Source organism: Phytohabitans sp. LZ39 (genome assembly GCF_059359075.1).
Genome location: NZ_JCADBM010000001.1, coordinates 311748 through 334833 on the forward strand (window position 1 = coordinate 311748; position 23086 = coordinate 334833).

The window sequence follows — 23086 nt, forward strand, 5'->3', positions numbered from 1 at the left end:
CTCAACCCCGCTTCTGGTCGATGCCGTACCAGCGCAAGGGTACGGGGCCATCGCCTGCCAGCACGTCCGCGACCCAGGCGGCTTCGGCGGGTGTGACCGGCTCGGCCAGCGCGTCGAGCAGGGTCGGGTGATCGCAGCCGGCGGACTCCAGAGCGGCCAGGAGAGCGGCGGTGTCACGGCGGCGGGCGAGCGCCCGGACCTGCTCCGTGCACCACGGCTCGGCGGCCACCCGGTCGACCCGCCGGCGCGCCAACCGCACCAGCGTGGCGAGCTCGTCGAAGGGGAAGACGTCGCTGCCGGCGTACCGCAGCGTGCCAGCCACTCCCTCGCCGGGCACCTCCAGGTAGTCGGTCACCTGCGCCTCGGTCAGCACCCGTGGCGAGTACGGGAACAGCGGCTCCTGCTCAGCCGGCGGCACCGGTACCCGCAGCGAGCGCAGCGCCGCGCCGAGCAGGCCACGTACCGCGACGGCGTCGTCCTCGGCGGTGATCGGCGCGAACCGGCACAGCAGCGCGACCGTCAGCCCGGGGTGCGGCAGCGACGGGTCGTCGAGCGCCACCACCTGGCCGATCAGCTCCAGCTCGGGCCAGAGCAGCCCGTGCGGATGCCACCGCGACCGGTCGTCCCACGCCATCGGTATCGGCTCGATGCTGGTGGGCGTGCGCAGGCCGAGTGCGTAGGTGCCGTACCGCCGGTCGAGGTCGAGCACCAGCGCGTACCCGCCGGCGATCGGGAATGTGGCGCGCAGCTCCGCGGGGTCGGGATCGGCGTGGGGGGTGGTGCGAAAAAAGTAGTCGGCCCAGAACGCCGGGTCGTGGCAAAGTGTCCGCAGGGCGTCGGGTACCGGCACGAGGCATCATCCTGCCCCACCGATAGGCTGGCTGTCCCATGTCCAAGACTTCGAACGCCACGGGGCTTACCGATGCGCAGCGCAACGCCGTGGCTGAGCTGATGCGCGTCTCCCCGATCGCCGACGAGCTCGGCCGCCGCTTCACCAAGGCCGGGTACGAGCTGCACCTGGTCGGCGGATCCGTGCGCGACGCGCTGCTCGGCCGGCTCGGCGACGACCTGGACTTCACCACCGACGCACGGCCGGACGACATCCTCCGGGTGCTCGAGGGCTGGGCCGAGACCACCTGGGAGACCGGCCGCGAGTTCGGCACGATCGGCGCGCAGCGGCATGGGCTGCGGCTGGAGATCACAACGTTTCGCTCCGATGCGTACGACGGCGTGACCCGCAACCCGGTCGTCCAGTACGGCGACAACCTCCTGGACGACCTGCGCCGGCGCGACTTCACGGTCAACGCGATGGCGGTGAGCCTGCCCGAGCACCGGTTCACCGATCCGTACGGCGGCCTCGACGACCTCGCCGCCCGGCGCCTGCGTACACCCGGCACGCCGCAGGAGTCGTTCGGCGACGACCCGCTGCGGATGCTGCGGGCCGCGCGCTTCGCCGCCCAGCTGCGGTTCGCCGTCGACCCGGACGTGGTCGCGGCGATGGGCGCGATGGCCGCCGACCTCGGCCGGATCACGGTCGAGCGGATCCGCGACGAGTTCACCAAGCTACTCTGCGGCGCCGACCCGGTGACCGGGCTGCGGCTGCTGGTCGACACCGGCCTGGCCGACCGCTTCCTGCCCGAGCTGCCCGGCCTCAAGCTCGCGATCGACGAGCACGCCCAGCACAAGGACGTGTACGAGCACACCCTCACCGTGGTCAGCAACGCGGTGCGGCTGGAGAGCGGCGAGGGCCCCGACTTCATCCTGCGGATGGCCGCGCTGATGCACGACGTCGGCAAGCCGGCCACCAAGGCGGTCGGCCCGGACAACAGGGTGAGCTTCCACCACCACGAGGTGGTCGGCGCGCGCATGACCAAGCTGCGCATGAAGGAGCTTCGTTATCCCAAGGACGTGACGTCCGACGTGGTCAAGCTCGTCGCCTTGCACCTGCGCTTTTACGGGTACGGGCGGGGAGAGTGGACCGACTCGGCGGTGCGGCGGTACGTGACCGACGCCGGTGACCTGCTCTCCCGGCTGCACAAGCTGACCCGCTCCGACTGCACCACCCGCAACAGGCGCAAGGCCGCCCAGCTCTCGTCCGACTACGACGCGCTGGAGACCCGGATCGCGCAGATTCAGGAGGCCGAGGATCTCGCGCGGGTCCGGCCCGACCTCGACGGAAACGCGATCATGGAGTTGCTCGGCGTGCCGCCCGGCCCGATCGTCGGCCGCGCCTGGCGGCATCTCAAGGAGGTCCGGCTGGAGCGCGGCCCGCTCGACCGGGACGAGGCCGAGGCAGAGCTGCTGCGCTGGGCGCGCGACGAAGGTGTGATCTAGCCAGCCGGTTGGTTGGTTACAAGCCGTGGCGCGTCTCGGCTACCGTCGCTCGCGAAGTGAGCCGACTCCGGTCGGCGGCCGTAGAGGGTGTGTGAGGGGGAGGCAGCTGATGCAGCCGTGTGCGGTCTGCGGGGGCGTACAGGTGAACGCCGCCGGCTACTGCACGCAGTGCGGCACGTTCCGGGGGATTCCCCAGCAGCCGCCGCCACCGCCACCCGCTTATCCACAGGCACCCCCGCCTGGGTACCCCGGTTATCCACAGCCCGGGAGCCCGCCGGCCTACCCGACGAGCGTGCCCCCGGCGGGATATCCGACGAGCGTGCCGCCGGCGTACGCCCAGCAGACCAGCGGCGGCGGCTACCCCGGCTATCCGCCGCAGCCGCAGCAGCAGCGCGGCCGGTCCTACATGGTCCCTCTTTTCGCGCTCGGCTCGGTGCTGGTGGCCCTGGTTGTGGCGATCGTGATCGTGGTGGCCGCGCGGGGTGGCGGTGACGACCCCATCGCCGGACCGACCGGCGACCCGACCACCGGCGGCCCGGTGGAGAGCACGAGCGCCGCGCCCGGCTCCGACCTCGACGAGTGCGTGATCGGCACCTGGCGGGTGACGTCTCACAAGGAGACGGTGGCGGTCCAGGGAGACAGCGTCACCTTCACCGGCGGCGAGGGCGCGACACTGCGGCTCAACCGCGACGGCACCGGCGAGACCGACTACGGCAGCAGCACCGAGTACAGCGGCGAGCTCAACGGCTCGACGGTCCGGCTGGAGATTTCCGGCCGGCTGACCTACAACTTCACGACCAGGGCCGGCCGGGTCAACGTCACCGACGTGGAGTCGAACGTGAGCGGCAAGGTCACCCTCGGCGGCGAGGAGTACGACGTCCCCAACGTCCTCGACACCAAGGACGACTCGTCGAGTTACACGTGCTCCACCGACCGGCTGACGCAAAACACCGGGCTCCTCACGACCGAGTACGAGCGAGTCAGCTGAGCGTCGCTGTCACACCCGGCGGCCACAATAGGTGGATGCGTTGGGTGGTGATCGACTCGCCGATCGACGAGCTTTCCGTCGCCGTGGACGACACGGGCGTCTGCGGCGTGCACTTCGGCGCGGTGGCCGACGCCGCCGAGGTGAGCGATCCCCGCCTCGACGCCGCGGTCGCGGAGCTGAGGGCCTACTTCGCGGGCGAGCTCACCGACTTCACCCTGCCGCTGTCGGTGCGCCGGGGCAGCGACTTCGAGCGCGCGGTGTGGCACCAGATGACTCTGATTCCTTATGGGGAGATGCGCACCTACGGCGAGGTCGCGGCCGCGGTCGGAGACCCCGGCGGCGCGAGGGCGGTCGGCGTCGCATGCAATCGCAACCCGATCCCGATCATCGTGCCCTGCCACCGCATCGTCGGCGCCGGCGGCAAGCTCGTCGGCTTCGGCGGCGGCCTCCCCCGCAAGCGCTACCTGCTGGAGCTGGAGGCCCGCGTCGCCCTCCAGCTTTCTTGGGGTTCCTGAGTTGGTGTTCTTGAGCCAACCCTAGGTCCTTTGTAGAACATCTGTATGGATTTAGAGCTGATGATCAGACCAGAAGTGGCGCAGCGCCTGCGGGACCTGGCCGAGGAGGAGCAGCGCTACAAAGAAAAGCTCGCGGAGGAGGCGATCGAGGGGTACCTGAACCGCGCTCAGCGGAGAGAGGAGCTGTTGCGCATCCTGCGCCGTGAAGAGGAGGCAAACGCAGAGTTCTACCGAGAGCTGGGCGACCTATGAGCCTCGGTGCAACACGGAGTGATCCGGTGGCAACCACTGGATATGTCGAATGCGGGCCTGGCCTGGCGCGCGCTCGCGGTAAGTCTCGGACGCGTCGGGTTGGTGCTCGAGATGCCGGCCGCGGACCGGAGCAAGCTCACCGACGACCTCACCACCGGCGCGATCGATTCGGTTGACGAGGTCACACGACGACTTGCCCCGTACCTACGGGTCATCGAGTGAAAACGGGCCGGGACGTCGCGTCCCGGCCCGTCTTCGTGCGGTGGTCAGCGGTCGACTTCGCCCTTGATGAAGGCCTCGACCGCGGCGTGCGCCTCGTGGTCCGCGTACTGGACCGGCGGCGACTTCATGAAGTAGGACGACGCCGACAGGATCGGGCCGCCGATGCCGCGGTCCTTGGCGATCTTCGCGGCGCGGAGGGCGTCGATGATGACGCCGGCCGAGTTGGGCGAGTCCCACACCTCGAGCTTGAGCTCGGCGTTGAGCGGGGTGTCGCCGAAGGACTTGCCTTCGAGCCGGATGTACGCCCACTTGCGGTCGTCGAGCCACGGCACGTGGTCGGACGGCCCGATGTGGACGTCGGACTTGGCCATCTCGTGCGGCACCTGGGACGTCACCGACTGCGTCTTGGAGATCTTCTTCGACACGAGCCGGCTGCGCTCCAGCATGTTCATGAAGTCCATGTTGCCGCCGAAGTTCAGCTGGTACGTGCGGAGCAGTTCGACGCCGCGGTCTTCGAAGAGTTTGGCCAGCGCGCGGTGCACGATGGTGGCGCCCACCTGGCTCTTGATGTCGTCACCGACGATCGGCAGGCCCGCGTCTTCGAACTTCTTGGCCCACACCGGGTCGGAGGCGATGAACACGGGGAGCGCGTTGACGAAGGCGCAGCCCGCGTCGATCGCCGCCTGGGCGTAGAACTTGTCGGCCGCCTCGGAGCCCACCGGCAGGTAGGACACGACGACGTCGACCTGCGCGTCGCGCAGTGCCTTGACGACATCGACCGGGGACTCGTCGGACTCCTCGATGATCTCGCGGTAGTACTGACCCAGGCCGTCGAAGGTCGGGCCGCGCTGCACCTGCACGCCGGTGGGCGGCACGTCGCAGAGCTTGATGGTGTTGTTTTCGCTGGCGACGATCGCTTCAGCGAGGTCTCGACCCACCTTCTTGGCGTCCACATCGAACGCCGCGACGAACTCCACGTCAGACACGTGGTAGTCGCCGAAGGTGACGTGCATGAGACCCGGGACGCGGTCGGTGGGGTCGGCGTTGCGGTAGAACTCCACGCCCTGCACCAGAGACGAGGCGCAGTTTCCGACACCGACGATGGCCACGCGTACGGAGCCCATCGCGTTTGCCTCCTTCTTGTTCATCACGGCCGCTCCGGGATGTCCCTGGTAGGTCCAGGCGGAGGCGGGCTGTCTTTATCTGTTGGGCTGGCCGAGGGCTTGCCCTCGGGCGCCCGGCCGGAGCGCTCGTTGGCGATGAGCTCCTCCAGCCAGCGGACCTCGCGCTCGCAGGCGTCGAGTCCGTGGCGCTGCAACTCGAGCGTGTAGGCGTCGAGCCGCTCGGTAGCCCGGGCCAGCACGTCGCGCAGACCCTCCCGGCGCTCCTCCACCTTTCGGCGGCGACCTTCGAGGATGCGCAGCCGCGTGGCGCGGTCGGTGCGCGCGAAGAACGCGAAGTGGACGCCGAAGCCGGCATCGTCATACGTCTCTGGCCCGGCCTGCGCGAGCAGCTCGGCGAAACGCTCCTTGCCTTCCGCTGTGATCTTGTAAACAACGCGACCGCGGCGGGTGGTCAGCGGCGGGACCTCTTCGGCACCGACGGCCGCCTCCCCCGCCTCGGTGATCCAGCCGACGCCCTGCAACCGCCGCAACGTGGGGTACAGGGTGCCGTAGCTGATCGCCGCGCGGATCGCGCCGAGCTTTGTGGCGAGCTCTTTGCGCAGCTCATAGCCGTGCATCGGAGACTCCTGGAGCAGGCCGAGGATGGCGAGCTCGAGCACGTCTCACCCTCCTTACCCACTGGTGTACTCGCGTTAACCGGTGCGATGTATCGCCCCGATACATCGCACGGTATCGCGGAGGTGGCCGGACGGCAAACATCAGAATCGAGTCGTCTGGTAGCAGAAAGTGACGGTTGTCGCCTCCTCGCCCGGAACCGCGTACCCTCGTCCGCATGCGCACGCAGCGGCAGGTTGTCGACTACTCGCTCCAGAAGCGAGCGCTGCTGCGTGAGGTCCTTTCTGGCCGCGTGGGTACGTACGAAGTCTGCGATGCGTCTCCCTACTTGAAGAACGCCGCCCGCTTCCACGGCGAGCCCACCGACCGGCGCTGCCCGATCTGCCGCCGGGAAAACCTGACGCTCGTCCATTACATCTATGGCGATGAGCTCAAGCAGTCGGCCGGACAGGCCCGCACCCGCACGGAGTTGCCGGTGCTGGCGATGACGTTCCGTGAGTTCCAGGTGTACGTGGTGGAGGTGTGCCGCGCCTGCGACTGGAATCATCTCGTCGAGCAGTTCCTGCTCGGCCGCGACGGGCTGACCGATGAGCCCGCCGCAGAGACGGCGGCTGCCGTCGGCTCATCCACTTCTGGTTCATCCGCTACCGGCGTTGGGGCGCCGGCGACCAAACGAAGGCGAGAGGCCCGACGGTGACCGATGCTTGCCCGAACGACGGGGTGGAGGACCCGAAGTGGCGGGGCAAGCAATCACTCGTTAATCGGATAAGTCCGAATTTGTCGGGCGAAGCCTTGCTCGGTCATGTGGCCGGGCTGGCGTCAGAAGGTGTCCTAACTCACCGCAACACGGTGGCGTCGCGAGAGCGCGTCATCGCGACCGGCAGGGTGTGACGAATGAACTCGTACGACGACCCTAGTTCCGCGCGCGGTCGGGCCAATGTTTCAGGCCCGTCCGACGACTACGGGGCCCCCCGCGCCCGTGGGTCGGCACGCGGCGGCTCCGAGGGTGGCTGGGCCCGAAACGGCGACGGGTACGGCTCCGAGCCGGCGCCCCGCCCCACCTCGGGCCGCGCGGCCGCCGGCTCCTCAGGCCGGGCATCGGTCGGCGCATCGTCCGGGCGGGCCTCCGCCGGCCGGGCCTCCGTTGGTTCCGCGTCGGTCGGCTCGGCTTCACCGGGCACGGCAGGGCGGCCGCCCGTCGCCGGCGCGGCCGGCCGGGCCACCGTCGGTCGCGCCGCGGTGCGGCCGGTCTCGCCGGCCGGGCCTGAGTTCGGCCGGCCAGACGTGCTGGAGGGTCCCGGTGGGCCGAGCGGGCCGACCGGCCCCGGTCGCCGGGCCGCCAAGGGTGGCAGAGGCCCCAGCGACCCGGCCGCGATCAAGCGAGCCAAGCGGCGCAAGAGGATCAACTGGATCGTCGCCGCGTTCGCCGTCGTCGTGATGATGGCCGGCGCCGGCGTGGTCGCCTTGACCTGGTTCTACGACGACGTGCCGACTTACGACACATTCGAGGCCCAGGCGACCTCGATCGTCTACTCCAACGGCAAGGAGCTGGCCAAGCTCGGCGAGGTCAACCGCACGGTCGTGCCGGCCGACAAGATCTCGCCGGTGGTCAAGGAAGCCGTGATGGCCGCCGAAGACAAGAACTTCCTCGATCACGAGGGCATCGATCTCAAGGGCATCGCTCGCGCCGCCTGGAACAACTTCACCGGCGGCAACACCCAAGGCGCCTCGACGATCACGCAGCAGTACGCGCGGCACGCCGCCGACCTCAGCGGCATCAACTACAACCGCAAGATCCGCGAGGCGGTGCTGGCCCGAAAGCTGGAGCAGGACCTCGAAAAGGACGAGATCCTCGGCTACTACCTCAACGCGATCTACTTCGGTCGAGGCGCGCACGGCATCGAGGCCGCCGCACAGATGTACTTCCGCAAGTCGGTGTTGGTCCAGCCGGGTAAGAAGGGCGCGCTCACCAAGGAAGAGGCCGCCGTCCTCGCCGCGGTGATCAAGCAGCCGGAGCCCGACAAGGCCACCGGCCACAAGGGCTTCGACCCGCAGACCAACCCCGAAGAGGCCAAGGCGCGGTGGGGCTACACCCTCAACAACATGGTCGAGAAGAAGTGGATGACGGCCGATGAGCGGGCCAAGTCCGTCTACCCGACCAAGACGCTGCAAAAGTACGACGCGAAGAGCTGCAACATCGGCTGCGGCATCGACAAGCCGAGCGGCAACGTCGTCAACTACGTCCGCGACGAGCTCGAAGAGATGGGTATCCCGGCCGCCGAGTGGAAGAAGGGCGGCTACCGGATCACCACCACGATCAACCAGCAGGCGCAGAAGTCGGCGGAGGAGGCGGCCCGCTGGGCGTCCACGACCTCGCCGATGCACAAGCTGCCGAAGTACTACAAGGCAGCGCTTGTCGCGATCGATCCGACCAACGGCCAGGTGTTGGCGTACTACGGCGGTGAAAACGGCACCGGCTACGACTACGCCGGTCTCAACGACGGCGGCAACTCGGGCGGTCACGCGGCGGGTTCGACGTTCAAGATCTACACGCTCGCGGCGGCGATGAAGGCGGGCATCCCGATGGACTCGCGCTGGGACGCCCTCAAGGACGACGACAACGGGCGGAAGATCTCGAACGCGGGCCGCGACGCCGGTGACATCAGGTGCGGTCGCAGTTGCACGCTCGAGCAGTCGACGATCTCGTCGTACAACGTCCCGTTCTACTGGATCGCCGACGGTATCGGGCCGGCCAAGGTGGTCGAGGCGGCCCGCGATGCCGGCATCCGCACGATGTTCGACACCAACAAGGGCAAGCCGCACGACCTCACCAAGACCGCCCCGGAGAAGCTGGCGCCGGCGGAGTTCGACAACGAGGTGGCGTTCGGCCAGTACCCGATCACGGTGCTCGACCACGCCAACGGTGTGGCCACCCTCGCCAACCGGGGTATCTACAACAAGGCGCACTTCATCAAGAAGGTGGAGAAGCGCGACGCGACCGGCAAGTTCGGGCCGGTCCCGGGCAAGGGCGAAAAGCTCAAGCCGGAGCAGCGCTTCGAGGCCAACCAGATCGACGACATCAACGCCGTGCTCCAGAAGATCCCCGACAACATCGACAAGGATCTGAAGGGCGACCGCCCGGCCACCGGCAAGTCCGGCACCTGGGAGCTCAACCAGGACCGCAGCGACAACGGCGACGCCTGGTTCGTCGGCGCGACGCCGCAGATCGCCTCTGCGGTCTGGGTCGGCACCGAGGGCAAACGCCGGGCGATCAAAGAACCGGGCGGCACCAAGAAGATGTCGGGCTCCGGCACACCCGCCTCGATCTGGGAAATGTTCATGGACCTGGTGCATGAGCGGATGGCGCTGGAAGTCAAGCGGTTCGAAGACCGGAAGAACACCGGCGATCCGGACAGCCCGTTCCCGAACGGCGCGTCGCCACCGCCGCCGACCCAGGGGCCGGACAACGGCAATGGCAACGGCAATGGCAACTGTGGCCTGCTGCCTGACATCCTCTGCCCGGACAACGACCGCAACGGCAATGGCAACGGCAACGGCAATGGCAACGACGACGACAACGACAACGAGCAGCCCAACCCGGGCACTCAGACCACGCCACCGCCGCAGCAGGGCAACACGCTCCCGGGGGGTTAGCCTCTCCCGACCGGGTGTCGACTCGACGATTGCTGGGATCCGCGCGGCTGGGCCGCGCGGATCCCGCCGTCGATAGGGCATGATGCCTCTTTATGAGCGTGCGCACGACCGACATCGATGGATCTGAACGTGTAGATCATCCGGCGCAGTCGGACGGGTTCGTGCGCGGGCTGTCCGAGGCCATCGGGGGGCCGATCGGCGAGCACGCCGCAGGCTCCGACAAGCCGCAGGCGCAGTGGGGCGGGCGCTTCTGGACCGCCACCCGCATCGTCATCGCGCTGACCTGCCTCACGCTCGCCCTGCACTGGGTGCAAAAGTCGCCGTGCCGCGACGGTGCCTGGGCAGACCACATCCAGTACACGCGGTTCTGCTACACCGACGTGCTCGCGCTCTACTACGCCGAAGGGCTCAACGAGGGCAAGGTCCCCTACCGTGACCACCCGGTCGAGTACCCGGTGCTGACCGGCTACTTCATGGGCGCCCTCGGGCTGCCGGTGCACGCGCTCGGGGAAAGCCGTCCGGAGCTCAACCAGGCGCTGTGGTTCTACGATGCCAACGCCCTGGTGCTCGGTGCTCTCGCGATCGCGACGGTCGCCACGATCCTGGCCGTGCGTCGGCGACGACCGTGGGACGCGGCGATGTTCGCGCTCTCCCCCGCTCTATTCGTCACCGCGACGGTAAACTGGGACTTTCTCGCCATCGGGCTGGCCGCGTTCGGCATGTATGCCTGGGCCAAACGACATCCCGTGGTCGCCGGCATCCTCCTAGGACTCGCCGGCGCCGCGAAGATGTGGCCACTCTTCATCCTCGGGCCACTGCTGGTGCTCGGTCTGCGTACGAATCGGCTCCGGCAGGCGCTCGTGGCCACCGGCACCGCGCTCGCCGCGCTGGTCGCGGTCAACCTGCCGGCCGCGATTCCGTACCGGGAAAACTGGGACCGCTTCTTCGAGCTCAATACCGAGCGGCCGATCGACTGGGGCACGCTGTGGTATATCGGCCGTTACCTCGACGGCAAGTGGAACTCCGGCTCACCGGGTGACCAAGGCCCCTTCCAGTGGCTGAGCAACCATGTCCCGCAGCTCAACCTCCTGACGTACGGCCTGTTCGGGCTCTCCTGCCTCGCGATCGCCGCGCTGGCCCTCTTCGCGCCCCGCAAGCCGCGCGTCGCCGCGCTGGCGTTCCTCGTGGTCGCTTCGTTCCTGATCTTCAGCAAGGTCTGGTCCCAGCAGTACGTGCTGTGGCTGATTCCGCTCGCCGTCCTCGCCCGTCCGCGGTGGGGTGCGTTCCTCGCCTGGCAGATCGCCGAGGTGCTCTACTTCGTCTCGTTCTACGGGGAGCTGCTCGGCGCCTCGGGCAAGCCGGTCTTCCCGGAGGGCGTCTTCGTGCTCGCCTCCACCCTGCGGCTGGTCACCGTCGCCGTCCTGTGCGGGCTGATCGTGCGCGACATCGTGACGCCCGAGCGCGACCCGGTGCGGCAGACGTACGAGGACGACCCGGACGGTGGCGTCTTCGACGGTGCGGACGACGCGCCGTGGCTGGTGCGATGGCGCGCGCGACGCGAGGCCGGCGAGGCTCCGCCGCCGCCGGACCGGGAGCCGGTGACCGTCTGAGCTCCCGGCCAGCCGGGGTCAGAGCCGGTACACGATCGTGTCGCCGATCTCCTCGCGCTGGATGCCGAGCCCGTCGACGGGCAGGTCGACGGCCGCCTGCCACGGTGTGCCGTCGAGCTCGTCGCGGAGCATCACGACCGTCTTGACGCCCAGCTCGCGCAGGTAGTCGACGCTGGCTTGATCGGGGAACGTCTTGGCGGCCTCCCGCGTGCGCTCCTGCCGCACCGGCGTGAATCCGCTCCCGCCGTTGACCACCGGCTGGAAACGCGTGGTCGACCAGAGCATGACGGTCTGCTCGTAGGTCAGGTTGAAGGGCAGCACGAGGATCGGCCCGGGGTCGGTGCGCATCACCGCGGGCTGCGGGGGCACGGCCGGGTGCGGTGTGGTGTTGAGGCCCTCGACCAGCACCAGCAGCAGTGGCACCAGCGTGACGATGCGGAGCAGTACGCCTGGGCGCAGCGTCAACCGCGTGGCGGCGATCTCGTTGACCCGGCGCACCAGCGCGCTCACCGCACCCGCCGCCAGGATGCCCAGCAGCAGCGTCGTCCACAGCATGAGCCGGCCCGGCGTACGCAGGCCGTCCCAACCCGGCAGGTACTCGAAGAGCGGCAGATACGTGTACTTGCCGCCGAAGAAGTTGGGGCCGAGCGCCAGGATGCCGGTGACCAGCACGCCGCCGAGCAGCAGGAGCCGGTGGCGCACCTTCCAGATCGAGAAGAACAGGCCGGCGAGGGCGAGCGCGTACAGCACGTATCCGGGCAGGACGGCCATCTCGGCCGGCCACCGGAGGCCGTCGCGCACGTTTTCGTGCAGGTCACCCCAGATCAGCGACTCTGGCGGCGCGATGAAGAGGCCGCTTGGCGGCGGCGCGTACGCCTCCAGATCCTGCACACGGCGGGTCGCCTCCGGGTGCAGGTGTGCCACCTCGAAGTACGGCAGGGCGAGCAGCACTCCCGTCGCCGCGAAGATCAGGCCGCCGAAAAGGTCGGCCAGCGCCAGGCGCGCACCGAACCGCCGCCTGACCGCCCACCGCAACGCCTTGCGCCAATACCAGGTGAACAGGGCGACGAGCGAGAGCGCGCCAAGCACGTACGCGAAGATCAGGCCGATGCCGAAACCCAGGCTGAGCTGCCACGCCGCGACGAGCCAGCCGGCGAGCGCCCACCCCGCGTGGCGCCGGTCGTCGCGATATCCGTGCGCGAACGAGTAGCCGTGCCCGCGGGCCAGCATCGCCAGCGCGAGCGGGATGCCGCCGTTGGAGACGATGTGCAGGTGTCCCGCCTGCGCCAGCATCCAGGGCGCGTAGGTGTAGGCGGCCCCCGCCACGATCGCGCCGGTGCGACCCGCGCCGAGCTGGCGGACCAGCGCATACGCCCCGAAGGTCGCCAGCGCGTGGGCCAGCACGAAAATGATGTTGTATCGGAGGATGGCCGCCTGTGGGCCGTCGCCCAGCATGCCGGCCGGCGCGTATCCGAGCAGGGTGTCGGAGAACGCGAAGGTGAGCCGCTCCGGGAAGAAGGTATTGGAATCCCACAGGTGGGCCGGGTCGCTCAGCAGGATGTGGCCGGACCAGGCCATCTGCCAGGCCTGTAGCGCCGGGTCGTGAAAGTCTTGCGGGAGCGTGTGCAGCGGATAGCGCAGGGTCGGCCAGGTCATCAGCACGGCGAGCACGATGCAGCCGAGGACGGCGAGGGTCCACTCGTGGATCAGGAACCGGCCGATCGCCCGCCCGACCCGCTGACGCCTGGTCGGTGGCAGCTCAGGCTCCGGCGCGAACGCCGCGAACGGGTCGCGCGGCCGCCCCTCCACCGTGGCCTTTTCGCCCTTGGCGTCGCCTGCCTTGTCCCCGGCCTGCTCGGCCTCGGCTGTCTTGTCCTCGGTCTTTTCGCCGGCCTTGGCCTTTTCGTCAGTGTCGGTCTTTTCGTCAGCCTCGGTCTTTTCGCCGGCCTGGGTGACCGTGGTCCCCTCGGCGTCGGTGGCCTTGTCGCTCTTGGGCTCGCTGACGGCGGTCTCGTCGCGCTTGGCCTGGTCGGCCTCGGGCGCCGCGCTCGACTCCGGAACCGTCGGATCGTCATCGACGACCTGCGGCTGCTCCGTACTCATGGAATGGGGTCCTATCGGCCGACTCGGTCGCGCAGGAAGGTGATGTCGGCGGCTTGGCCGTCGACGCCGCCCGGGGTCTCCACCACAACCGGCGCGCCGGCCGCGCGCACGACGGCGACCACGAGCTCGGGGTCGATCCTGCCGCTCCCGAGGTTGTCGTGGCGGTCTCGCCCGGAGTCGAAGTCGTCCTTGGAGTCGTTGGCGTGGATCAAATCGATGCGGCCGGTGATCGCCTTGATCCGGTCGACGGCGGTCAGCAGGTCTTCGCCGCCCGCGTGCGCGTGACATGTGTCGAGGCAGAAGCCGGGCTCGAAGTCGCCGATCGCGTCCCACAACCGGGCCAGCGCGTCGAAGCGGCGGGCGCAGGCATTGTCGCCGCCGGCCGTGTTTTCGATCAGCACCGGGGTGGCAAAGCCGCCCTCCTTCGCCGCGTACTCGAATGCCTTGCGCCAGTTGTCGAAGCCGGTGGCGATGTCTTCGACCTTGTCGACGTGTCCACCGTGGACGATCAAGCCCTTCGCCCCGACGTCGGCCGCACCCTTGGCGTGGCTCATCAGCAGCTTGCGGCTGGGGATGCGGATGCGGTTGTTGAGCGTCGCCACATTGATCCGGTAGGGCGCGTGGATGTAGACGTCGACGTCGGAGGCGCGCAGCGCCTCGGCGTCGGCACGCGGCGACGGATCCTTCCACGCCTGGGGATCGGTGAGGAAGAACTGCACCGTGTCGGCGTCGCGGGCGGTCGCGGCGCCCAGCGGGTCGGTCGAATCGACGTGGGCTCCGATACGCATGGGGCCGAGCCTACTGAAGTGGTCTGACGGTCCGTCATCGAGCGGCCGTTCCTGACAAATCACCCGTCACCGGCGACTCGCCCAATTCGTTACTCGGAGTAGACCCAGCCCGGGAGGTCCCTCAGCGCGGCCTCCCGGGCGCGCCGCCGACCTGGGAGATGGTGAATGCCGCCGCCGGCACGACACCGCGCCGCCGCCACCGCGGTCGCCGCGCTCTTCGCCGCCATGCCGCTGCTGGTCACCGCCGCCGCGCAGGCCGCGCCGGCGCCGGACCAGCTTCCCGCGGAGAGCGGCAAGGAGGTCGTCTTCAGCGGCGACCGAGGGCTCCTCGGCGTCTCCTGTGCGGCCAATCCCAGCACGAGTTCGGTCACGATCCCGGCGGAGACCACCTTGCGCGTGGTCAACAAGACGGGGTACCGGGCGAAGCTGATGCTGGACGGCGCCGCGCAGGGTGAGATCGCGGACGGCGCGGCGGCGCCGGTGGTGTTCCACCGCGGGCCGGTCACGCTGGGACTCAAGCCAAGCTGCATGCTCTCCGACGAGTCGGCGGTGCGGGTCGAGGTCGTCCCGGCGCCGCGCGCCAAGGCGCCTGGCTCCAAGCCACGGCCCGGCTCGCCGGCGCGACCGGCTGACGGCGAAGGCGACCAGCGGGAGGAGCGGCCGGAGGCCGAGCCGACGGCGACGCCGACACCCTCCCCCGCCGTGACGGAGACACCCGAACCAGCGATGGCCAGCGAAGACGGTGGCGACTCGGGTGAGGCCGTGGCTACCGTTGACGACACATCAGGTACCGACGAGGGTGTGGCGGCCGAAGCGCTCTCCTCGGTGCAGCCGGTGCGCAAGAGCGGACCAATTGGACTTCTAGCGCTGATCGCCTCAGTTTGCGTGGTGGGCGTCTCAGCCGGTGCAATTCGGGCGATTATCGCTCAACGTGCAACTCGGACGGGTGTCGCGTAATATACAAGTCAACACAAGGCTCCGCGGGGCGCCTTCTATCCAACCTCGTCGGTGTGGTCGTTCCTCCCCAGGTCCCACCCAAAGAAGCGGATAGGGCGCCCCGCGGCTCTTCATGCCGGGCCAGCCCGGTATCCTGGTTCGGTTCGCCTCGTCGCCGTGGGCATATCCCACGGCGTCACTTGTGCGGACAGACGCACGACCTCCTGCCACGGACGGACCGTGGCCACTAGCCCAGAGGAGGTGAGCACGTCTTGCGTCATTACGAGATCATGGTGATCCTCGATCCAAGCCTCGAGGAGCGCACCGTCGCCCCGTCGTTGGACACGTACCTCAACGTGATCCGCACCGCGGGTGGCTCGGTGGAAAAGCTCGACGTCTGGGGTCGCAGGCGACTGCAATTCGAGATCAAGAAGAAGGCCGAGGGCATCTACGCGGTCATCGACTTGCAGTCATCCCCTGAGGCGGTCGCAGAGCTGGATCGTCAGCTCCGGCTCAACGAGTCCATTCTGCGTACCAAGGTCATCCGGCCGGACGTCCGCTGACGCGGCGCCGGCTCGCCCGGATCAGCCTCGTCGTGTTGTCGTACGGCTCTGGCAGCCTTCCGGCAAACGATGAGTGCGCGAGGAGTTGGTCATGGCAGGAGACACCATCATCACGGTCATCGGAAACCTGACCGATGACCCCGAGTTGCGCTTCACCCCGTCGGGTGCGGCGGTCGCCAAGTTCCGGGTCGCATCGACGCCCCGGGTCATGGACCGCCAGTCCGGCGAGTGGAAGGACGGCGAGCCGCTCTTCCTATCCTGTTCCGTGTGGCGGCAGGCGGCCGAAAACGTCGCCGAGTCGCTCCAGCGGGGCGCCCGCGTGATCGTCTCGGGCCGGCTGCGCCAGCGGTCGTACGAGACGCGCGAGGGTGAGAAGCGCACCGTCTACGAGCTTGAGGTCGACGAGATCGGCCCCTCGCTGCGGTACGCCACGGCGAAGGTGCAGAAGATGTCGCGCTCCGGCGGTAGCGGCGGCGGCTTCGGTTCCGGTGGTGGCGGTGGCCAGAGCGGCGGTGGCGGCGGAGGAAACTTCGACGACCCGTGGGCCACGGCGACTCCAGCCTCGTCCAGCTCCGGTTCGGGCGGCGGCAGCAACTTCGACGACGAGCCTCCGTTTTAATGCCGGGACCCCGACGGGGCGGCACAGGATCATCAGGAGCACGAGCAATGGCTAAGGCTGCGGCACTTCGCAAGCCGAAGAAGAAGGTGAACCCGCTCGACAAGGAGGGGATCACCTACATCGATTACAAGGACACGGCGCTGCTGCGCAAGTTCATCTCCGACCGCGGCAAGATCCGCGCTCGGCGGGTGACCGGGGTGACGTCCCAGCAGCAGCGGCAGATCGCCCGTGCGGTCAAGAACGCCCGCGAGATGGCGCTCCTGCCGTACACCACGACGGCGCGCTGAGGGGAGGCACCACGATGAAGATCATTCTGACTCAGGAGGTGTCCGGCCTCGGCAGCCCTGGCGACGTGGTGGAGGTCAAGGACGGCTACGGCCGTAACTACCTCCTCCCGCAGGGCTTCGCCATCACGTGGTCGAAGGGCGCGGAAAAGCAGGTCAGCGTGATCCGACGGGCCCGCGAGGCCAGGGAGATCCGCGACCTGGGCCACGCCAACGAGATCAAGGCCCAGCTCGAAGGGCTGACCAAGGTCAGCCTGTCGGCTCGCGCCGGCGACGGCGGCCGCCTCTTCGGCTCGGTCACCCCGACCGAGGTCGTCGAGGCCGTGCGCGCCGCGGGCGGCCCGGCTCTCGACCGGCGCCGGCTGGAGCTCTCCGGGCACATCAAGTCGCTCGGCGCGCACCAGATCCGGGTCAAGCTGCACCCGGAGGTCACGGCCCGCTTCGACCTGACGGTGGTCAAGGCCAAGTAAGGCACGCACGACAGACGGGGGCGCTTCGGCGCCCCCGTTTTCGTTTACTCGTCCGCCGCGCGCCAGCCGCCTATGGGCTGGCCGCTGATTTCCGCCGGGGCGCTGGCCGCCGAGGGAGCTGGCCGCTGGTTTCCGCGGGGCGCTGGCCGCCGGGGGGCCGCTGGTTTCCGGCGGGCGCTGGCCGCCGAGCGGCTGGCCGCTGGTTTCCGGCTGGCGCTAGGGCCTGTTTACAAAGTCCTTGCCGGGCTCGCCGAGCCCAGACACGACCAGCGGCGTCGGGCGTAGGGCCGCGTACAACACCGGTATGCGACCTTACGCCCGCCACCACCGGACGCGGCCTGGACTCCGGCTCGCCTCGACAATCCTTTTGAAACAGGCCCTAGAGCCAAGCGGGGAGCGGCGTGCCCGCGCCGCTCCCCGCGGCGGCGCGACTGGAACACCAGTGCTGTTATAGCGGCGGTTTAACGGCACTGGTGTTCCAGTCGTCGCGGGACACCGCCGCGCCCTAGCCGTAGAAGGGCTGGCCGCTGGTTTCCGGCGGGCGCTAGCCGCCGAGCGGCTGGCCGCTGATCGCGGAAAGCAGCACAGTGGACAGTCCGCCGCCCACGACGGCGGCCGCCAGACCCACGCTGACCGAACGCCACGTATTACTGACCCAGCGCAGCAGGACCGCCACGACCAGGCTGACCGCCAGGGCCGCCGCGAAGCGGGTCAGGCCGCCGGAGAGCGAGCCCAGCACCTGGGACTCCTCGCCCTGCACGACCGTGTAGACGGCGAACAGGAGCAGCGGCACCGTGTACCAGGCGAGGGTGGCCAGGATCGCCGCCATTACACCGCCTGGTGCGCGGATGTACTCGTCTTCGAGCTCGTCGGGCGTCGCTACCCGCCGGACAGCCGCACCCAGGGCGCGCTCGCGGCCGGCGTCAGCGGCTGGTGCACGCCACCCGGCCGGCGCTGCCGCCGCCGCGCGGCCAGGCGCCAGGGCGGCGGGACGCTCGGCACCGGCGACGGTCGAGGGTGCGCGCCAGTCGCGCGTAGGTGCGTCGGCTACGCCCCGCTCGGTCACCGGAGCGGCGGTCGGTGCGCGCCAGTCGCGTGTAGGTGCGTCGGCTACGCCGCGCTCGATCTCGGGGGCGGCGGCGGCCGCCCGCCACTCGCGGGTGGGCGCGTCGGCTACGCCGCGCTCGATCTCCGGGGCGGCGATCGGTGCGCGCCAGTCGCGCGTAGGTGCGTCGGCGACGCCGCGCTCGATCTCCGGGGCGGCGATCGGTGCGCGCCAGTCGCGCGTAGGTGCGTCGGCGACGCCGCGCTCGATCTCCGGGGCGGCGATCGGTGCGCGCCAGTCGCGCGTAGGTGCGTCGGCGACGCCGCGCTCGATCTCCGGGGTGGCGGGTGCGCGCCAGTCGGCCGGTGGTGCTTCGGCGCGGGCGCGATAGGTCGTCGGGGGGTCGTCGCGGCGCGGTGCCGCTCCCCTGAGGTCGTCGCCGCGGAAGGTCGTGGGTGTGCTCCGGGCGCCGGGCCGGTCGTCGTAGTCGGGCTCATCCGGAAACGCGACCGCCGGCGACCGCGGGGCTGACGACGGGATGCCAACCCACCGCGGGTCGTCGTCGGAGAGGCGGGCCGCCGGCACCTCGCTCCGGCCGGACCACCCGGGTGTGCTGGACAGGCCGGAAACCGGCGCGCTGCTCGACCACGACCCGGAGGGCTCCTCCGCGCGGCCGCTGTCAGAACGGGTGCTCGGCCACCGCGCCTCGGTCTGGTCTTGCCAGGATCGGCGCCGGCGCCCCGTCGACGCCGGGTCGAGGCCGACCGCCCACTCTGGCCGCCGGGGGCGGGACGCCTGACCGTCGCCGGCCTGCTCGCCGGCGGGCGGCACCCACTCGCTGGTGTCGGTGAAGCCGTCACGCTGCGGCGGAACGGCCGGACGCCGGTCGTCGTAGCCGCTGGGCTCGTCGGGCAGCTCGCGCCAGTCGGGGGCGGTCCGGCGGCGGCCGTCCGGCGCGGCGCGGCGGCCACTGTCCGATCTGGACGGCATGAGCGGCTCGCCGGTGTCGCGATGCCACTCGCCGGTGAAATCGCCCCGAGTCCACTCGCCTGTGTAGGCCTCGCGGGTCCACTCGCTCGTGCTCGCCGCGCCGACCCACCCGCTCGTCGGCGCCGACGACGGGGTCCAGCCACTCGTCGGCGCGACCTCGGGTGACCACCCGCTCGCGTGGCGGCCACCGCGGTCGTCGGGCTCCTCGTAGCGGCTGAAGGTGCCGGTGCTGTCTTCGTCGCCCTGCTGCCACCGGGTGCGGGCACTGCGCCGCCCATATGGCCGGTCGTCGGCGACGGCGTCATCCTGCTGGCGGCGGCGGCCGCGGTAGATGCTGCCGGAGGCGCCGGACGAATAGGAGGAGGAGCCGCCAGACGGGTAGCCACCAGCGCCGCCGAGATCGGCCCGGTGCGCACCGCTCTCGCCGGTGTAGTCCCAGCTCTGGGGGCGAGCCTCGTCAGCAGACCGGCGCTCACGCCGGTCGCGAGAGTCGAACCCCCAGTCCCGGTAGTCCACGGTCAAGCTGACCTTTCCTGATGTCTTCAGACCGCAACTGGCCCCTGGGCACATCCGTCGATGGTCATGATATGCCGTAATCAGGGCCTCGGCAGACCCTGAATTCTTCCTCCACACCTTGGGGACCGAGTCCGCCCACGTCACACCCTACCGGGCGGGTAATCCCCAGTGGTTATACACAGCCTGTGCACAGGCTGCACACACCCCCGCGGGTGACTGTCCACAGGTTGTCCCAAGACTCGTCCACCGGCGTATTTGAGGTGCTGACCAGGGTTTTCGTATGGTGTCCGCTCGGCCTTCGTGCAAACTGTCGTACCCGTGCGGTTCGCTTGCGCGGAGTCGATCACGTGGGGGGAGGGGGGACGGGTGTCGGTCAGCGACGACGTGCGGCCGGCTGGCCGCCCACCTGCCGATCCCCCGCCGCCCGGCGGTCCAGGCGGATTCGACGGGCAGTTCGACAAGACGCCACCGCAAGACGTGGCGGCGGAGCAGTGCGTGCTCGGCGGCATGCTGCTGTCGAAGGACGCGATCGCCGACGTGGTCGAGATCCTCAAGCCCGGCGACTTCTACCGCCCGGTGCACGCGACCATTTTCGACGCGGTCCTCGACCTGTACGGGCGGGGAGAGCCGGCCGACCCGATCACGGTCGCCGCCGCGCTCGCCGACACCGGCGACCTCGGCCGCGTCGGCGGCGCGCCCTACCTGCACACGCTCATCGCCAGCGTGCCGACCGCCGCCAACGCGGCGTATTACGCGCGCATCGTCGGCGAGCGGGCGGTGCTGCGCCGCCTCGTCGAGGCCGGCACCCGCATCGTGCAGCTCGGCTACGGCGCCGCGTCCGGTGCCGGGCGCGATGTCGACGACGTGGTCGACCTGGCCCAGCAGGCCGTGTACGACGTGACCGAGCGGCGGGTCAGCGAAGACTTCGCGGTGCTTGCCGACATGCTCCAGCCCACACTCGACGAGATCGAGGCGGTCGGCGCCCAGGGCGGCGTGATGACCGGCGTGCCGACCGGCTTCACCGACCTCGACCGCCTGCTCAACGGCTTGCACGCCGGCCAGCTCGTGATCGTCGCCGGCCGACCCGGTCTGGGCAAATCAACAGTTTCTATGGACTTTGCCCGAAACGCCGCCATCAGGCATAACTGCGCGAGCGCGATCTTCTCGCTGGAAATGAGCAAGGTCGAGATCGTGATGCGACTGCTCTCGGCCGAGGCGCGGGTGCCGCTGCACGTGCTCCGCTCCGGCCAACTGTCCGATGACGACTGGACCAAGCTGGCCCGCCGCATGGGCGAGATCAGCGAGGCCCCGCTGTACGTCGACGACACGCCCAGCATGAACCTCATGGAGATCCGGGCGAAGGCGCGCCGTCTCAAGCAGCGCCACGATCTCAAGCTGATCGTCGTCGACTACCTCCAGCTGATGTCCTCGCCCAAGCGCACCGAGAGCCGCCAGCAGGAGGTCGCGGAGCTGTCGCGTGGCCTCAAGCTGCTGGCCAAAGAGGTCGAGTGCCCGGTGATCGCGGTGAGCCAGCTCAACCGAGGTCCCGAGCAGCGCACCGACAAGCGCCCCCAGCTGTCCGATCTTCGTGAGTCGGGATGTGTGACCGCTGACACCCGACTGATTCGTGCAGACACCAACGCGGAGGTCACGCTCGGCGAGTTGCTCTCCTCTGGCGCCAAAGACGTCCCTGTATGGGCCTTGGACGAGAGCCTGAGATATACGCCCCGCACCATGACGCATGCGTTCCCCAGTGGGCGCAAGGAGGTCTTTCAGCTTCGGCTCGCCTCCGGCAAGGAGATCGAAGCGACCGCCAACCACCCATTCCTCACGTTCGACGGGTGGCGGCCACTCGGCGAGTTGGCGGCGGGGATGCGCCTCGCCACGCCGCGGCATATCCCGCCCCCGCTGACCATCAAGCCTTGGGCGGACGAGGAAATAGTGCTGCTGGCCCATCTCCTCGGTGACGGTTCCTTCGTCCGGCGGCAGCCGATCCGATACGCGAGCGTAGACGAGGAAAACCTGCGGGCGGTCGCAGAGGCAGCAAAGCACTTCGGCATCACCGCCGTCCGTGACGAGTACGCGGCGGCAAGGGTGACGACGCTTCGGCTGCCAGCGCCCTATCGGCTGGCTCGGGGCCGTCGCAACCCAATCGCGGCGTGGCTGGACGCGCTCGGCTTGTTCGGACTGCGGTCGCATGAGAAGTTCGTGCCGGCCGGGGTGTTCTCGCTGCCCAAGAAGCAGGTGTCGATGTTTCTCCGGCACCTGTGGGCGACAGATGGATCTGTGACGACCGCCGGTCGTGCGGGACGGATCTACTTCGGTTCGACAAGTCGCCGGATGGCCGAGGATGTCGCACGGCTGTTGCTGAGGTTCGGCATTACCGCCCGCCTTCGAGAGATCCGACCGGTGGCCTACCGACCGCAGTACGCGCTCGACGTGTCCGGGCGCGATGACCAGCTGCGCTTCTTACGTGAGATCGGCGTCCACGGCGGTTGGGGCGCCGCGTGCCAGAGACTGCTGTCCGTGCTCGAGGACGTGGCGGGCAATACGAACATCGACACCGTGCCGACGGACGTGTGGCAACGGGTTCGGGAGGTTCTCGCCGAGCAGAAGATGGCGCACCGCCAGTTCGCCGTCCGGAAACGCGCGCCGAGCCGACAGCGGCTGGCCCGCATCGCGGCGGTGCTGGAGTCAGCAGACCTGGAGTTGCACGCCACAAATGACGTCTTCTGGGATGAGATCGTCTCGATCGAGCCGCTCGGCGAGCGAGAGGTCTACGACGCCACGGTGATGGGCACTCACAACTTCATCGCGAACGGCATCGCCACCCACAACAGCATCGAGCAGGACGCCGACGTCGTCCTCCTGCTTCACCGCGACGACTACTACGACAAGGAGTCGCCGCGGGCGGGAGAGGCCGACTTCATCGTGGCGAAGCATCGAAATGGTCCGACGGACACCGTCACGGTGGCGGCCCAGCTTCACCTGTCTCGCTTCGTCGACATGGCGATTGTCTGACGCGGGCCATCCCGGTCCGGCGTGCGCCGGACCGGGAGGCGACGAGCGTGGGTCTCAGTCGAAGAGCTCGCCGAGGAAGCCCTTGCGACGCTTGTGGCGGTAGTGGCCGTGGTAGCCGTAGTGCTGCTGACCACCCCCGTACGCCGGGGCCGGCGCGGGGTAGCCGTGGGCAGGCGCGGGAGGCGGCGGAGCGTAGCCACCGGGCGGCGGCGGGGGCGGCGGTGCGTATCCACCGCTGGCCGGGGCCGGCGGGCGCTGGCCGGCGGGCGGCGCGGTGTGCTGCTGGTTCCAGTTGGCCTCGGCCTCGAAGAGTTTCTCCAGCTCGCCCCGGTCAAGGAAGATCCCGCGGCACTCGCCGCACTGGTCGACGGTGACGCCGCTGCGCTCATACTGACGCATCTCGCCGCGGCATTTCGGACAGGTCATCTGCATCCCTC

The 23086-nt window shown here is 69.4% G+C and carries 21 protein-coding genes; 14 read left to right on the top strand and 7 right to left on the bottom strand.

Annotated features, from left to right (window positions below):
* Position 1 precedes the first annotated feature (1 nt).
* On the bottom strand, positions 2-850 hold the full coding sequence (locus tag AC5L36_RS01430) for a hypothetical protein (protein WP_441216020.1): 849 nt from the start codon (positions 848-850) through the stop codon (positions 2-4).
* 38 nt (positions 851-888) lie between these two features.
* Here AC5L36_RS01430 and AC5L36_RS01435 point away from each other — a divergent pair, with 38 nt between their 5' ends.
* The 5 genes from AC5L36_RS01435 (at position 889) to AC5L36_RS01455 (ending at position 4311) form a co-directional block, all read left to right on the top strand.
* A complete protein-coding gene (locus AC5L36_RS01435) occupies positions 889-2334 on the top strand; it encodes a CCA tRNA nucleotidyltransferase (RefSeq protein ID WP_441216019.1) in 1446 nt (481 codons plus the stop codon).
* A 109-nt stretch (positions 2335-2443) separates the two neighbouring features.
* Positions 2444-3322, top strand: a complete 879-nt coding sequence (locus AC5L36_RS01440; RefSeq protein ID WP_441216018.1) for a hypothetical protein — start codon at positions 2444-2446, stop codon at positions 3320-3322.
* 35 nt (positions 3323-3357) lie between these two features.
* The gene (locus tag AC5L36_RS01445; RefSeq protein ID WP_441216017.1) at positions 3358-3837 is read left to right on the top strand and encodes a methylated-DNA--[protein]-cysteine S-methyltransferase; all 480 of its coding nucleotides are present in this window, start codon (positions 3358-3360) and stop codon (positions 3835-3837) included.
* 45 nt (positions 3838-3882) lie between these two features.
* The gene (locus tag AC5L36_RS01450; protein WP_441216016.1) at positions 3883-4089 is read left to right on the top strand and encodes a hypothetical protein; all 207 of its coding nucleotides are present in this window, start codon (positions 3883-3885) and stop codon (positions 4087-4089) included.
* Positions 4090-4131: 42 nt separating this feature from the next.
* Positions 4132-4311 (top strand): hypothetical protein, encoded by a 180-nt coding sequence (locus tag AC5L36_RS01455; protein WP_441216015.1) that lies wholly within the window; start codon positions 4132-4134, stop codon positions 4309-4311.
* A gap of 44 nt (positions 4312-4355) precedes the next feature.
* Here the strand turns inward: AC5L36_RS01455 and AC5L36_RS01460 are convergent, their stop codons facing one another.
* Together AC5L36_RS01460 and AC5L36_RS01465 are read right to left on the bottom strand one after the other, a co-directional pair.
* A complete protein-coding gene (locus tag AC5L36_RS01460) occupies positions 4356-5435 on the bottom strand; it encodes an inositol-3-phosphate synthase (RefSeq protein WP_441216312.1) in 1080 nt (359 codons plus the stop codon).
* 23 nt (positions 5436-5458) lie between these two features.
* The gene (locus AC5L36_RS01465; RefSeq protein ID WP_441216014.1) at positions 5459-6094 is read right to left on the bottom strand and encodes a PadR family transcriptional regulator; all 636 of its coding nucleotides are present in this window, start codon (positions 6092-6094) and stop codon (positions 5459-5461) included.
* Positions 6095-6267: 173 nt separating this feature from the next.
* Here AC5L36_RS01465 and AC5L36_RS01470 point away from each other — a divergent pair, with 173 nt between their 5' ends.
* The 3 genes from AC5L36_RS01470 (at position 6268) to AC5L36_RS01480 (ending at position 11314) form a co-directional block, all read left to right on the top strand.
* Positions 6268-6747 (top strand): DUF5318 domain-containing protein, encoded by a 480-nt coding sequence (locus AC5L36_RS01470; protein ID WP_441216013.1) that lies wholly within the window; start codon positions 6268-6270, stop codon positions 6745-6747.
* Between the two features lie 197 nt (positions 6748-6944).
* Positions 6945-9704 (top strand): transglycosylase domain-containing protein, encoded by a 2760-nt coding sequence (locus AC5L36_RS01475; RefSeq protein ID WP_441216012.1) that lies wholly within the window; start codon positions 6945-6947, stop codon positions 9702-9704.
* A gap of 92 nt (positions 9705-9796) precedes the next feature.
* The gene (locus tag AC5L36_RS01480; protein ID WP_441216011.1) at positions 9797-11314 is read left to right on the top strand and encodes a glycosyltransferase family 87 protein; all 1518 of its coding nucleotides are present in this window, start codon (positions 9797-9799) and stop codon (positions 11312-11314) included.
* 18 nt (positions 11315-11332) lie between these two features.
* On the opposite strand, the gene AC5L36_RS01485 is transcribed toward AC5L36_RS01480, so the two are convergent.
* Both AC5L36_RS01485 and AC5L36_RS01490 read right to left on the bottom strand, forming a co-directional pair.
* Positions 11333-13417, bottom strand: coding sequence for a putative glycosyltransferase family protein (locus tag AC5L36_RS01485; protein WP_441216010.1), 2085 nt, complete (start codon positions 13415-13417; stop codon positions 11333-11335).
* An 11-nt stretch (positions 13418-13428) separates the two neighbouring features.
* The gene (locus tag AC5L36_RS01490) at positions 13429-14205 is read right to left on the bottom strand and encodes a deoxyribonuclease IV (protein ID WP_441216009.1); all 777 of its coding nucleotides are present in this window, start codon (positions 14203-14205) and stop codon (positions 13429-13431) included.
* A gap of 165 nt (positions 14206-14370) precedes the next feature.
* On the opposite strand from AC5L36_RS01490, the gene AC5L36_RS01495 reads away from it, so the two are divergent.
* The 5 genes from AC5L36_RS01495 (at position 14371) to rplI (ending at position 17077) form a co-directional block, all read left to right on the top strand.
* Positions 14371-15162, top strand: coding sequence for a hypothetical protein (locus AC5L36_RS01495; RefSeq protein ID WP_441216008.1), 792 nt, complete (start codon positions 14371-14373; stop codon positions 15160-15162).
* Between the two features lie 251 nt (positions 15163-15413).
* Positions 15414-15704 (top strand): 30S ribosomal protein S6, encoded by a 291-nt coding sequence (rpsF, locus tag AC5L36_RS01500; RefSeq protein WP_441216007.1) that lies wholly within the window; start codon positions 15414-15416, stop codon positions 15702-15704.
* A gap of 73 nt (positions 15705-15777) precedes the next feature.
* Positions 15778-16323 carry a single-stranded DNA-binding protein gene (locus tag AC5L36_RS01505; RefSeq protein ID WP_441216006.1) on the top strand — a complete coding sequence of 182 codons (546 nt, stop codon included), beginning with the start codon at positions 15778-15780 and terminating at the stop codon, positions 16321-16323.
* Between the two features lie 47 nt (positions 16324-16370).
* Positions 16371-16610 (top strand): 30S ribosomal protein S18, encoded by a 240-nt coding sequence (gene rpsR / locus AC5L36_RS01510; RefSeq protein WP_173040721.1) that lies wholly within the window; start codon positions 16371-16373, stop codon positions 16608-16610.
* Between the two features lie 14 nt (positions 16611-16624).
* Positions 16625-17077 carry a 50S ribosomal protein L9 gene (gene rplI / locus AC5L36_RS01515; RefSeq protein ID WP_441216005.1) on the top strand — a complete coding sequence of 151 codons (453 nt, stop codon included), beginning with the start codon at positions 16625-16627 and terminating at the stop codon, positions 17075-17077.
* 544 nt (positions 17078-17621) lie between these two features.
* On the opposite strand, the gene AC5L36_RS01520 is transcribed toward rplI, so the two are convergent.
* On the bottom strand, positions 17622-19628 hold the full coding sequence (locus tag AC5L36_RS01520) for a hypothetical protein (RefSeq protein WP_441216004.1): 2007 nt from the start codon (positions 19626-19628) through the stop codon (positions 17622-17624).
* 366 nt (positions 19629-19994) lie between these two features.
* On the opposite strand from AC5L36_RS01520, the gene AC5L36_RS01525 reads away from it, so the two are divergent.
* Positions 19995-22649 (top strand): replicative DNA helicase, encoded by a 2655-nt coding sequence (locus AC5L36_RS01525; RefSeq protein ID WP_441216003.1) that lies wholly within the window; start codon positions 19995-19997, stop codon positions 22647-22649.
* Positions 22650-22703: 54 nt separating this feature from the next.
* On the opposite strand, the gene AC5L36_RS01530 is transcribed toward AC5L36_RS01525, so the two are convergent.
* Positions 22704-23081, bottom strand: a complete 378-nt coding sequence (locus AC5L36_RS01530; RefSeq protein ID WP_441216002.1) for a TFIIB-type zinc ribbon-containing protein — start codon at positions 23079-23081, stop codon at positions 22704-22706.
* Positions 23082-23086: the final 5 nt, after the last annotated feature.